The organism is Pseudorhizobium tarimense (assembly GCF_022968135.1).
GTDB lineage: Bacteria > Pseudomonadota > Alphaproteobacteria > Rhizobiales > Rhizobiaceae > Neorhizobium > Neorhizobium tarimense.
In genome coordinates, this window is record NZ_JALJRA010000016.1 from 24,398 (window position 1) to 36,870 (window position 12,473).

Consider the following 12,473-nt stretch of genomic DNA (forward strand, 5'->3'; position numbering starts at 1 on the left):
CGTCAAAGGCTTGTCTTCGGCCTTACGGCTGCGACAGCCTCGACGATGCGGCGAAAGAGCCGACTTCCCGCCAGTTCCTCCACAGGCACGGACAGCTTGCGGCGCCAGTTGGGATAGGCATCCGACGTCCCGGGCACATTAGTTGGCTGATCCTCGCCAACGAGGTCTGCAAGCCGGAGCGCCACCATCACGCTCGGTGACCTGGCAAGCAGCCGGTGAATGGCAATCACTGCCTCCTCCGAAATCTTCTCGTCGGCGTCGTTCTGCTCCAGAAGACCCGCGCCAGCGAGCCCGGTGACGAAGCTCTGGCGCCGCTGCGCACGTTCCTCCCGCGCTTTCTCCGCAGCTACCGGCTCCGTCAGGCCAACTTTTAGCGCAAGATCGATATCATCGCCGCGCCACCAGCCGATCAGCGGCGGCAGATCATGCGTGGACAAGCAGGCCAGTGAGAGGCGGATGATGTTGCTGACATCGAAGCCTTCCGGATCGGCCTCCTCGAAATAGAGGACCCGGTAGCCGAGGATCTGCGCCTCTTCCATGACATCACGAAAGCCGTCTGGGACATTGCCCAGATCTTCGCCGATCACGACACTGCGCCGCGCATGGCTCACTTCGGCCAGGACCGAGACCATGTCCTGGAACGGATATCGCAGGTAGCCGCCGACGGCGGGCGTCTCCCCCTCCGGCAGCAGAAAGAGTTGCCAGATGCCCATGGCGTGGTCGATCCGCAAGGCGCCGGCGTAGCGCATGGAGGCATCGATCAGCTCTCGGTACGGCTTCATTCCCTGTTCCTGGAGTGCTTGCGGAGACAGGGCGATCAATCCCCAATCCTGGCCGCTGGTGCTGAAGACGTCAGGCGGCGCTCCGACACGCAGGCCCTGCAATCCGAGCTCGGGCGTACACCAAGTCGATGAGCCGTCCGGCGCCTCTCCGACGGCAAGGTCGAAATAGAGGCCGATCTTCATCCCGACTTCTCGAGTATGATCCGTCACCTCGGCGAGCTGCTTTGCTGCTAGCCACTGCAGCCATTGATGGAACTCGACCTCGTCCGCATGTTCTTCGGCAAACTGGCGCACCCCATCGCTGCTCCAGCCCTGAAACTCTCCCGGCCAATGGTGCCAGCCGCTTTGATGACCGCTGTCTTTCAAATGCAGTGAGAGCGTTTCGAAGACGGCATGGCGATGCAGTACTTGCCCGTGTTCGCTCTTGAACCGGTCGAATTCCTCGGCTCCTTTCTCTATTGAAGATCTTCGATTCCAGATCGCCTTCAGTGCGCGGAGCTTCAGGTCGGTCACGGCAGGATAGTCCACCAGCTCAGCCGCCCGCAGCCGTTCGAGTTCAGCACCGCTTATTCCATCTGGCTCGAAACCATTGACTTGGTCGACCGCAATGTAGAGCGGATTGAGAAAGACGCGGCTGGAGGGGGAATAGGGGCTGCAGCGTTCCGGCTCGGCAAGAAAGAGCGCGTGGAGCGGGTTCAGCCCGATGAAATCGGCTCCGGCGGCGGCCGCGATGGTGCAGATCTGCCTGAGATCGGCGAAGTCGCCAATCCCCCAGTTTCGGCTGGACTTCAGCTCGTACAACTGGAGCGAGATTCCCCAGACCGGTGCGTTCTGCAGCGATTCCGGCAGATAGCATACTGTTGGCTCCTTCAGTTCGAGCCGCGGTGGCTCGCGCTCACTTGCTGCTTGCCGCAGAGCATTGAGATTGTCGGGAGCACCCAGAGCCTTCAGAATACGGCGCCGTGTCTCTTCCGGCACCGGACGAACCTCGCTCTGGAGATCCTCGTAATCCGGAGGAACGCCGTAAAGCGCTGCGAGATCATCGAAGCCGAAGCGTGCTGCCGTCGCGTCGTTCTTGCCCATGTGTGGAGGCCCCAGTTTTTCTGTTGAACCACAGATGGCAGATGAAGGTTCCGTCGACGTTGGACCGACGTTCAAAAGGAACAATCCCCCATTTGGGTGGTTGGCAGGCGACAAGGAGAGACCCATGGCCAAAGACACGACATCAGAAAAGACAACCGGAGGCGCCCTCAATGTCCGCGAGGTCCAGCCGCCGCACCTGACGGACAGGGAACTCAAACAAGACCAGTCCGAGAAGCGCGAAAGCGAGCGCAAGGAAGGCAAACCTTCCTGACCACCAGAGCCTATTACCTTGTCCCTGCCCTCCTCGCAGGGAGCAAGGGAACAATCTCACGCGCGTCGTGGTTGCTGGTGGGCCAGCCTCAGAGGAGATCATAATGACGAACCAGCTTGCGCTTTTGGATGCTGATTTGGCCCCACTTACAGACACGGGCGACGGGACGAAGGCTTTTGCGGCCGACCTCGCTTATCGCAAGCTTTCCATAGTCAACGTCATCTTCTACGGCGATCCAGGGCGGGATGGATGGGTACTTATCGACACCGGCCTGCCCACCTCCCGCAGCACCATCATCGAATGCGCCGAGCGGCGGTTCGGTGAGAATACGCGGCCAGCGGCCATTCTCATGACCCACGCTCATTTCGATCATGCGGGCTCCCTGGAAGAGCTTGCGCAGCATTGGGACGTACCCGTTTACGCCCATTCCCTCGAGGCTCCGTTTCTCAACGGGGAAACATCCTATCCCCCGGCCGATCCCTGGGTCGGCGGTGGCGCGATGTCACTTCTCTCTCCGCTTTACCCGCGCTCTCCGGTCGATGTTCGGCTTCGCATGCGGATGCTGCCGGAGGATGGCAGCGTGCCGTTCATGCCGGGCTGGCGCTGGCTGCATACGCCCGGCCACACACCCGGTCACATCTCGCTATGGCGCGAGCGCGACCGCACCCTGATTGCCGGTGACGCGGTCATCACCACGGGGCAGGAGTCGGCCTATGAGGTTCTGACGCAAAAGCCGGAGATCCATGGCCCTCCCCGCTATCTGACACCAGACTGGGAGCTTTCGGAGCAGTCCGCCAGATTGCTGGCGAGACTTGCCCCCGATCTTATCATCTCCGGACATGGGCGACCGGTGAAGGGTCCGAACGTGACTGCAAAGCTCCGCGAGCTGGCAGAGAAGTTCCGTCAGATCGCAGTGCCGGATGATGCCCGCTACGATCACGAGTCCGCAACACCCGCCGGCGGCCACAAGGACGCCCATCACTAGGCACATCGACACGGTCGAGAAGGGAGGATCAACATGCTGGAAGAGAAGATAGAGGAAGCAATCCGTGTCGAGCTCAAGCGGCAGGCTCAGGAGCGTAAGGAATTGCAGGTGGATGAGGGTGACGGCCTGGAGGTGAAGGGCAAGATCGATCTCGCGGCACTTGCAACTGCCATCGCCGGCGCGATTGCGGGAGGCCCGTGATGAGCAAAGAGGAGGCCAGCAAGACAGAGCGCCAAAGGGAAGTGGAACGCGCGGCCGCACTCGGTTCGGGCAAGCCGGAAGGGAGCCTCGCCAAGGAGAAGGACAGCTTGGCCAACGCCTCGCGCGAAACCAGCGTCAACGGACGCAAGGAGAGCTGACTGCCGCCTTGCTCTCCCGGGTGCCGCTACTGATCGATCGCATGGGGAGGGGCCTGTCCAGGGTCTTCCTCTACCACCGTCTGCTGAAACGGCCGGGACAAGAAGGCGACGATGGCGATGGCGATGATTGCAACGATAACGACAATCGCCATGGTGCGGCTTTTCATGAAGGCTCTCCTGTTTGCGACCTGCAAACATTGAGGTCGTTCGAAAGTTCCTGACCTTCAGCCGGCTGCGGCCGCTCTTGCCCAGCCTCGGATCCGCTCCAGACCGGCACGCAGCAGCGCGGCGGCTGCCGTCTCATCCTTAGCCTCTACATAGCACCGCATTTCCGGCGCATTTCCCGACGGCCTGAAGTGGATAATCCGCCCGTCCTCCAGAGTGACGCGCAGACCGTCGATATCGCTTGTCATTGCAACTGCCCCGATCGTCTCAAGAAACTGCGACAGCTCCGCCCGGCCGCGCCGGAGGTAAGCCATGAGAGCAGTGCTCGTTTCAATCGGGAAGTTCTCCAGCCGATCGGCCGCTGCGACCGGCAGATTGAAGAATGCCACGACCTGCGACAACGGCTTTTGGTGGCGGCGTGCCAGCGACAGTATTGCGAGGATCGGAAGGAAGCAGTCGCGGGTCGGTAGAGCCCTCACCTGATGGCCGTTGATGGTAAAGTCGCTACAGGTCAGAAGTCCGCCATTTGCTTCGAAGCCCATAACGCAATCTCGTCCTCCGGCGACGGCCTCTTCCATCCCGGCAATGACATAAGGGGAGCCGACGCGGGTTCGCACAACATCATAGTTCCCGGCAGCCTCGACTCCCGAATTGGACGTGACAGGCGTGACAACCACTGCCGCATCGAGAAACTGCGCGGCGACGAGCCCTAGAACATCACCGCGGATGACGGTGCCGGTTTCATCCGCAACGAGAGGCCTGTCACCGTCGCCGTCTGCAGACACGACCGCATCCAGGCGATGCTCCGCCGCCCACCTTCCGAGCTTCTCGAGCGTTTCTTCGGAAACGGCCTCGGTGTCGACTGGGATGAAGGTTTCTGAGCGCCCAAGCGGCACCACGTCGGCGCCGTAGGACGTCAGCACATCGACCATCATGTCGCGCGCGACGGTGCTGTGCAGGTAGACCCCGATCCTCAGTCCATTCAAAGCACCCTCCGCCAAAAGTGCACGGTTGCGCTTGAGGAATAGGGTTCTGCATGCCTCTTCTTCGTTCGTGACGGCAGACGCTTGTGCATCCATGTTCTCATTGCCGAGGGACGAGGCGATCCGCGTGATCGCCGTTTCATCCTCCTTGCCTATTTCGCCATCCGGCCGATAGAACTTGATGCCGTTGCGGTCCGCAGGGATGTGCGACCCTGTGATCATGAGCGAAGCAGAGTTCGTCTCCAGCCCATAGAGTGCCAAGGCAGGCGTTGGCACCGTGCCGCAATCGACGACCGCAAAGCCGAGGTCGATCAGCGCTGCCGTGCAATTTGCAGCGATCTTGGGACTTGAGTCGCGAAAGTCACGCGCGATGAGGATCCTTGCCCCCTTTCGGGCTTTGCCGCTTTCAAGGAGATAAAGTCCGAAGGCCTTGGCGTATCTATAGGATGGGGGCCCCTTGAGATCGGAGGACAATCCTCTCAGCCCGCTCGTTCCGAACTTCATGTAACCCCATCTCCCGCTTGTTGCGTTTGTCGGAAGCTGTAGCTTTGTCTCTTCTCCCGTTCAAGCCGCGCTACCATTCTCAAGCCCGCCAGACACGCCCCGGGGCAATTTTCCGATTGCGCCGCAGCATCGTCCCCGGCATGTTTGCGCCAGACAATAACAGGACTGGAAACAAGCAGATATGACAGCTGATGCGATCGTTCTGGGCGCCGGCATCATTGGCGTCTCAACGGCACTTCAACTTGCCCGGCGGGGGAAGTCGGTCGTGCTGGTCGATCGCCGAGGTGCGGGCGAGGAAACGTCCTACGGCAATGCCGGGCTGATCCAGAGGGAGGGCGTGGTCCCCTACGGCTTTCCGCAGCAGTTCGGGATGATCTTCCGCTATGCGCTCAACAACCGGATCGATGCCCATTATCACTGGCGCGCCATTCCGTCCGTCACGTCGTTCCTGGCGAAGTACTGGTGGCATTCGAACCTCAGCCGGCACCAGCTGATCGCGCGCGCCTATGCACCCCTGATCGAGCATTCCATCTCCACCCACAACGAGTTGATCGAGGAAGCGGGCGCTCAGGACCTGATCGTCAAGCAGGGCTGGACGGAAGTATTCCGGACATCTTCCAAACGCGACGGCGAACTGAAGGAGGCGGCACGCCTGAGGGAAGAATACGGCGTCACCTTCAAGGAACTGACGCCTGCCGATATCGCCGAGCAGGAACCCGCCTTGAGCCGCGATTTCGTCGGCGGGTTGAAGTGGCAGGATCCGTGGTCGGTGCGCGATCCGAAGGCGCTGACGCTCGCGTATCTTCGCCTGTTCGAGAAGCTTGGAGGGCGCTTCCTCAAGGGCGACGCAAAGAGCCTTTCGCAGACGGCCAACGGCTGGCGCATGGTTGCGGGCGATGGACTTGTCGAGGCGAAGGACGTTGTCGTGGCGCTCGGCCCCTGGTCGGACACGGTTACGAAGCCGCTCGGCTACCATTTCCTAGTCGGCGTCAAGCGTGGATACCACATGCACTATGCGGCAGACGGTGACGCGAAGCTTAACGGCTGGACGATGGATGCAGAGCGCGGGTATTTCCTGGCACCGATGAACCAGGGCATCCGCCTGACAACGGGTGCCGAGTTTGCCCTGCGAGACGCGCCGAAGACGCCGGTTCAACTTGACCGTGCGGAGGCGGTTGCCCGCACGATCTTCCCGCTCGGAAAGCGGCTTGACGACGAGCCGTGGATGGGTGCCCGGCCCTGCACGCCCGACATGATGCCGGTGATTGGCAAGGCACCGCGGCACGACGGCCTGTGGTTTGCCTTTGGCCATGCCCATCATGGCCTGACGCTCGGCTCTGTCACGGGACGAGTCATCGCCGAAGCGATCGTGGGCGAGACACCGCTGATCGACATTTCCGCCTATCGCCCGGAGCGTTTCCGCGCCTGACTGGCATTGGCTGGCGAATGCCGCTAGAATTTGCGAATAGGGGACGATGCGGCCGATGCGGCTGCGGCACAACATGGTTCGATACCTGATCTATAACGCCAGAACCGTTCATCGCTAGCAGAGCCTCTGACGGCTCGGGCGCCTCAAGGCGCCGATCGATAACAGCTTCTGGTGTTTCATGGAAGATATAAGCTCCGCACAAGTTTTCTTCGAAAATAATCCCGACATCGAGGTCCTCGAGGCCTTCGTGATTGACGTCAATGGGGTGCCGCGCGGGAAATGGATCCCCCGCGAACGGGCGCTCGACGTGCTGTCCAAGGGCATGGCGATGCCGCGCTCCGTCTATGCCCTCGACGTCTGGGGACGCGACGTCAACGCCGCCGGACTAGCCGAGGGCACCGGCGATCCCGACGGATTGTGCTTTCCCGTCCCCGGAACGCTTTCACGGGTGACGTGGCTGAACCGGCCGACGGCGCAGGTGCTGCTTGGCATGCGTGACCCCGACGGCAGCGGGTTCTATGGCGATCCGCGGCAGGTACTGGCGAATGTGCTGAGAGGCTTTTTCCGACTGAAGCTGACGCCGGTGGTAGCGACGGAGCTGGAGTTCTACCTGATCGACCCGGTCCGCTCGGCGCTCGATCCCGTCCGCCCACCGAACTCTCGCGATGGCCGCTGGCACACCGGACAGACGCAGGTCCTGTCGATCTCTGAACTGCAAGACTTCGAGGACGTCTTCCACGGAATTGCGTCCGCCGCACGCGCACAAGGCATTCCGGCCGACACCACGCTTCGGGAGAATGGCCCGGGGCAGTATGAGATCAACCTCAACCATGTTCCGGATGCGCTGAAGGCTGCCGATTATGCCGTGCTTTTGAAGCGCATCGTGAAAGGCGTGGCGCGGGCGAACGACCTCGATGCCACATTCATGGCCAAGCCTTACGGACGCCAGGCCGGCAGCGGCATGCATGTGCATTTCTCGCTGATCGACGACACGGGCACGAATGTGTATGCCGGTGAGGACGGCCCGTCAGAGAAGCTCTTCCATTCGGTGGGCGGGCTCCTGGAGAACATGGGGGAGAGCATGGCCGTGTTCGCCCCGCATGCCAATTCCTACCGGCGGCTGAGACCAAGCGAGCATGCGCCGACCTACGCCTCCTGGGGTTTCGACAACCGTTCCGCAGCCGTTCGCGTTATCACCGCCAGCAAGCCTGCAACACGGATTGAGCACCGCGTCGCCGGTGCGGATACCAACCCCTACCTCGTTCTTGCGATGATCCTGAGCGCCGCACTCGCCGGCATCCGGGAGAAGCGGATCCCGGGCGGCGCCATCACCGGCGATGAACATGCCGTCAGCCACGAGCCGCTTCCCACAAACTGGGACTACGCGCTGCAGCAGTTCGGCAAGTCCACTTTCGCCTATGCGACACTCGGGCCGAAGTATCGCGCGCTTTACACGGCCTGCAAGCAGCAGGAAGTTCAGGAGTTTTCACTTCGCGTCACCGACGTCGAATACGACGCCTACATACGGACGGTGTGACATGACCTACAAGACCAGCGACAACCCGCGACACACGAACTCCTGGTACGCCGCATCGGCCAATGACAAGCGCGTCCGGTCGCGACTGCAAGAGGAGCTCGAAGCCGATGTCTGCGTCATCGGCGCCGGCTTCAGCGGCATTTCGGCTGCCCTGGAGCTGTGCGAGCGGGGCTTCTCCGTCGTCGTTGTGGAGGCCGAGCGGGTCGGTTTCGGTGCCTCGGGCCGCAATGGCGGCCAGATCGTCAACGGCTACAGCCGAGACCTGGAGACGATTGCTAGGCGCTACGGCCAGGAGAAGGCGAATAGATTAGGAGAGATGTCGCTCGAGGGCGGCCAGATCATCCGAGACCGTGTCGCCAAATATGGTATCGACTGCGACCTTGTGAGCGGTGGCTTCTTCGCTGCCTTCACCGACAAGCAGATCCGCGAGATGGAGGCACAGAAGAACCACTGGGAGAAGCACGGACATACTGGGCTGGAGATGGTCAGTAAGGCGGATGTCGGCAAATACGTCAGGAGTGCTCGCTATGCAGGCGGGATGATCGACCGGCTTGGTGGGCACATTCATCCGCTGAACCTGGTGTTGGGAGAGGCTACCGCCGTTGAAAGCCTCGGCGGACGTATCTTCGAGCAATCGAGAGTGACGAGCATCGAGCCTGGGGAACGACCGAGGGTGCGAACACAGGAAGGCTCAGTAAAAGCGGATTACGTCCTCGTCTGCGGTAATGCCTACCTCTCCCCGCTCCTGCCGGAGATCCATGGCCGCATGATGCCGGTTTCAAGCCAGGTCATGGCAACAGAGCCGCTGGACCGGCAACTGATCGAGAGCCTGCTGCCGGCAAACTACTGCGTGGAGGACGCCAACTACGTGCTCGACTATTACCGGCGCACCTCGGACAATCGGCTGCTCTACGGCGGTGGCATCGGCTACGGGGGAAACAATCCGAAGGACCTGACGAGCGTCATCCGCCCCAACATGCTCAAGACCTTCCCGCAACTGAAGGACGTTCAGATCGACTATGCCTGGAGCGGCAACTTTGCGCTGACGCTGACACGGATCCCGCATGTGGGCCGCCTGTCGGACAAGATCTACTTCTCCCATGGCGACAGCGGCCATGGGGTGACGACGACACACCTTCTGGGCAAGATCCTGGGCGAGGCCGTCGCAGGCCATGCCGATCGGTTTGATCTCTGGGCGTCTCTGCCGAACCTTCCCTTCCCGGGCGGCCGGAGGTTCCGTGTACCGCTGACGGTACTGGGCGCCTGGTGGTACGGCATCAGGGACCGGCTCGGCCTATGAGGCCTGGGCCGATCGCCTCCTGCCCTCATCAACGGTGATGAAGCGCTGGAACTGGACGTTCGCCGCCTTTTTGAAGTTCTGGATCATGCATTGCTCCTCCTTCTCGCCGACGAGAAGCGCAAGTCGGATGGCGCCTGCCGCAAGATGAAACATCATCAGCACCATGCGGTCGTATTCCTCCCTTAGATCTTGCGGAACGAGCTCACGCGTCGCCTCAGCAAATATGCGGCTGTGCACCCGCGACTGTTCCAGATCCAGCGCTGCCAATCCTTTATCCGCTTGCGCCGCATTCAGGAGGTCCTGGATTGCTGGCTCACTTTTCACCTTCTGGAAATATCCATCGACCAGGAAATCGATCGCGGCGAAAGCGTCCTCCGGTCTGGAGATGGCAGCGATCCCGGTCTCGATCATAGTCTTCACTTCATCTGCATAGCGCTCGTAAAGCATCGCCACGATCGCCGTCTTGTTTGGAAAGTATTGATAAACGGAGGCGATGGGGCCGCCAGATAGAGAGGCTATCTCCTTCATCGTCACCGCATCGATACCCTTGCGGCCGATAAGATCCATCGAGACCTTGAGGATCTCATCGATACGCTCGCGACTGCGTTCCTGCTTGGGAACCCGCCGAAGCTGACCCCGCGTTGCAGATTCATTCATGTCGGGCATCTGTAGTACTTCCTCACACACATCAACCAAGCGGTCGGTGCCACCTGCTTCCACGCTGTACCTTAGCACCGGCGTATATGCGTGTACGGAGACAGACGTGACCCAGATCATCTCCGAGAATGTTTCTTCAACATTTTCGTATGTAAGTACGTACTATTCAACACGAGAGTTAATTCCCGCTTTACACGGGGTGTTTCTTGAGCCCCTGATATGCAGCCTCGACGATTTCATCGAGGGTCGCGTCGATGTCTACGGTAACGACGCCCTCTTCCCCTTCAGGACTTTCTAGCGTTGCAAGCTGCGTCTGCAGCAGAGACAACGGCATGAAATGTCCCGTTCGCTCCCCCATCCGGACCTCGAGCAACTCCGGCGTGCCCTTGAGGAAGACGAAACGCAAACGGCCGCCAGCAGCCTTGCGCATCCGGTCGCGATAGACGCGCTTCAGCGACGAGCAGGAGACCACGATATCCTCACCCTTCTCGATGCACTGGGCCAGTTCCTTGCCGATCAGATCCAGCCACGGCCAGCGATCCTCGTCCGTGAGGGGAATGCCCTTGGCCATCTTCTCGACGTTGGCAGCAGGGTGGAGCCGGTCGCCTTCCGCGAACTCGCAGCCAAGTCGTGCTGCCAGACGCTCTCCTATCGAGGACTTGCCGGCGCCGCTGACGCCCATGACGATGACGGCGGCTGGATGTTTTTTCGACATGACCTTCTACTCCACGTGAGACGGCCCGGTGCTAGCCATCTGCGGCAGGTTTCACAAGGGGCTGACCAGCCGATGGCCCCTCACCGCTGACTTATCCGCATATCCTTGCGCAGCGCGTACGGCATCAGACCGGAAAGGATGAGGAGGCGCAGAACATGATGCGCGCCGACATAGGTCGGCTGCGCGTTCAGCATGACTGCCATGGCGGCCATGGTTTCCAGCCCACCCGGTGCGAAGGCAATCAGCGCGGCATCCACGGGTACAGCCGTCACGGAGGAGACGAGAGCCGCGATCAGTGCGGCAAGCACAACGACCACAACAGTGACGACGCCGCCTGCAACGAACGCGACCCGCATTGCCTTCAGCGATGCGCCCGAGAAGCGCGAGCCGATCATGCCGCCAAGCAGGATATAGGTCGGCGTCATGATCCAGACGGGCATCTGTCCGTCAACGATGCCAGTGAGGTGGGTGCTGCCGGAGGCAACCAGCCCGCCAAGAAGAAGCGCCGCCGGGACACGCCAACGTTGAAACAGAAGGCCTAGCAAAACAGCGACGCCGAACGAGCAGACCAACGGCGACAGTCCGAGCGGCGGAAGGGCCGCATGCGGGCCGGCGTCCTGAAGCCCGAGGACTTCGACGATCAGCGGCACCGTGAGTGTCAGAGCCAGAACTCTCACGCTTTGGATGATGCCTACAGCCAGAAGATCACTTCGCGTCTCCGCAGCCAGGCTCATCACGAAGCTTAGATGCCCCGGCGAGGCCGCGAGCACGGCGGTCGTGCGGTCATAGCCGAAGAAGCGCTGCAGAACCCATGTCGCAACCCATAGAAGAAGAACGACAGCGACCGGCACCATGGCAAAGCTCAACGGCCAGGTTTGCGCGGCGACGAAGACCTCCGGTGTCAGGCCGGTCCCCATTGACAGGCCGACGACTACGAAGCTGGCATTGCGCACGATCACCGGGATGCGAAGCTGAAGGCCGGCAAGCCCGCCAAAGGTCACCGCAACCGCGGGACCGACAAGGAAGGGCGCAGGAAAGGCGAGCAGATATGCCATCGCCGCTCCGGCAGCGGCGATGGCCACGGTCAGCAGGAATGTGCGGAATTCAGGAAGCGACATGAACTGCCTGCGGTAACGAGGAGCCGACTGGCCTGGCGAGTCGATCTCTTCTAAGTGCTACCCGGCGAAAGGTAAAGCGGACGCCAAAGCATGGCATCCGAAGCACATCAGGCCGCCGGAACGGCAGCAAGCTTGGGCCTGCGAACATCGTCGAGACCGAGCAGGAAGTTGATCTGCGGACGGGCCTTCACCAGGTCGTCGATGGTGTATTCCGTCAGCACGTCGAAGAACGCGTTCAGGGCCTTTCGAAGCGCGGAGTTCAGCCCACAGCTGTCGACCAGGGGACATTCCGCCACGCCATCTTCGAAGCACTCCGCCATGGCAAAATTGTCTTCCGTCACCTTGACGACGTCGAAGAGCGTTATGCGGTCTGCCGCACGCCCGAGACGCACGCCGCCGTTTCGACCACGCACCGTTTCCACCAGGCCCGCCTTGTTCAGCGGCTGGAGGATCTTGAAGAGGAAAAGCTCCGACACGCCATAGGCCTTGGCGATCTCAGGGATCCGGCTGAGGTGCCCCTCGTTGGCGGCGCAGTACATCAACATGCGCACCGCATAGTTCGTTTGCTTGGTCAACCGCATGTGG

Annotated in this window: 14 protein-coding genes; 7 read left to right on the forward strand and 7 right to left on the reverse strand. The window is 61.2% G+C overall.

The genetic code is table 11. The annotated features are described in order from the left end of the window. Positions 1-2: 2 nt before the first annotated feature. A complete protein-coding gene (gene malQ, locus MUU54_RS18545; RefSeq protein ID WP_247245498.1) occupies positions 3-1,865 on the reverse strand; it encodes a 4-alpha-glucanotransferase in 1,863 nt (620 codons plus the stop codon). A gap of 124 nt (positions 1,866-1,989) precedes the next feature. On the opposite strand from malQ, the gene MUU54_RS18550 reads away from it, so the two are divergent. The 4 genes from MUU54_RS18550 (at position 1,990) to MUU54_RS18565 (ending at position 3,480) form a co-directional block, all read left to right on the forward strand. Beyond that, positions 1,990-2,136 (forward strand): hypothetical protein, encoded by a 147-nt coding sequence (locus MUU54_RS18550; protein WP_247245499.1) that lies wholly within the window; start codon positions 1,990-1,992, stop codon positions 2,134-2,136. A gap of 103 nt (positions 2,137-2,239) precedes the next feature. Further along, entirely contained in the window at positions 2,240-3,121 is an 882-nt protein-coding gene (locus tag MUU54_RS18555; protein WP_247245500.1) for an MBL fold metallo-hydrolase, read from the forward strand. Between the two features lie 33 nt (positions 3,122-3,154). Further along, entirely contained in the window at positions 3,155-3,322 is a 168-nt protein-coding gene (locus MUU54_RS18560) for a hypothetical protein (RefSeq protein ID WP_247245501.1), read from the forward strand. Further along, on the forward strand, positions 3,322-3,480 hold the full coding sequence (locus tag MUU54_RS18565; RefSeq protein WP_247245502.1) for a hypothetical protein: 159 nt from the start codon (positions 3,322-3,324) through the stop codon (positions 3,478-3,480). The genes MUU54_RS18560 and MUU54_RS18565 overlap by 1 nt, the downstream gene beginning before the upstream one ends. Before the next feature lie 26 nt (positions 3,481-3,506). Here MUU54_RS18565 and MUU54_RS18570 read toward each other — a convergent pair whose 3' ends face one another. Then, entirely contained in the window at positions 3,507-3,647 is a 141-nt protein-coding gene (locus tag MUU54_RS18570; protein WP_247245503.1) for a hypothetical protein, read from the reverse strand. A 57-nt stretch (positions 3,648-3,704) separates the two neighbouring features. After that, positions 3,705-5,132 carry a phosphomannomutase gene (locus MUU54_RS18575; RefSeq protein WP_247245504.1) on the reverse strand — a complete coding sequence of 476 codons (1,428 nt, stop codon included), beginning with the start codon at positions 5,130-5,132 and terminating at the stop codon, positions 3,705-3,707. Positions 5,133-5,313: 181 nt separating this feature from the next. Between MUU54_RS18575 and MUU54_RS18580 the strand changes: the two genes are divergently transcribed. From MUU54_RS18580 to MUU54_RS18590, 3 genes are all read left to right on the forward strand, one after another. Then, entirely contained in the window at positions 5,314-6,561 is a 1,248-nt protein-coding gene (locus MUU54_RS18580) for an NAD(P)/FAD-dependent oxidoreductase (RefSeq protein ID WP_247245505.1), read from the forward strand. Between the two features lie 178 nt (positions 6,562-6,739). Further along, positions 6,740-8,098 carry a glutamine synthetase family protein gene (locus MUU54_RS18585; protein ID WP_247245506.1) on the forward strand — a complete coding sequence of 453 codons (1,359 nt, stop codon included), beginning with the start codon at positions 6,740-6,742 and terminating at the stop codon, positions 8,096-8,098. 1 nt (position 8,099) lies between these two features. Beyond that, a complete protein-coding gene (locus tag MUU54_RS18590; protein WP_247245507.1) occupies positions 8,100-9,398 on the forward strand; it encodes an NAD(P)/FAD-dependent oxidoreductase in 1,299 nt (432 codons plus the stop codon). Here the strand turns inward: MUU54_RS18590 and MUU54_RS18595 are convergent. The 4 genes from MUU54_RS18595 to rirA all read right to left on the reverse strand — a co-directional run bounded on the left by MUU54_RS18595 (position 9,393) and on the right by rirA (position 12,469). Then, positions 9,393-10,064: a TetR/AcrR family transcriptional regulator gene (locus MUU54_RS18595; protein WP_247245508.1), complete on the reverse strand. Its 672-nt coding sequence runs from the start codon at positions 10,062-10,064 to the stop codon at positions 9,393-9,395. The genes MUU54_RS18590 and MUU54_RS18595 overlap by 6 nt on opposite strands. Before the next feature lie 181 nt (positions 10,065-10,245). Beyond that, positions 10,246-10,770, reverse strand: coding sequence for a gluconokinase (locus MUU54_RS18600; protein WP_247245509.1), 525 nt, complete (start codon positions 10,768-10,770; stop codon positions 10,246-10,248). 80 nt (positions 10,771-10,850) lie between these two features. After that, the gene (locus MUU54_RS18605; protein WP_247245510.1) at positions 10,851-11,888 is read right to left on the reverse strand and encodes an AbrB family protein; all 1,038 of its coding nucleotides are present in this window, start codon (positions 11,886-11,888) and stop codon (positions 10,851-10,853) included. A gap of 107 nt (positions 11,889-11,995) precedes the next feature. After that, positions 11,996-12,469, reverse strand: a complete 474-nt coding sequence (gene rirA / locus MUU54_RS18610; RefSeq protein ID WP_247245511.1) for an iron-responsive transcriptional regulator RirA — start codon at positions 12,467-12,469, stop codon at positions 11,996-11,998. Positions 12,470-12,473 lie beyond the last annotated feature (4 nt).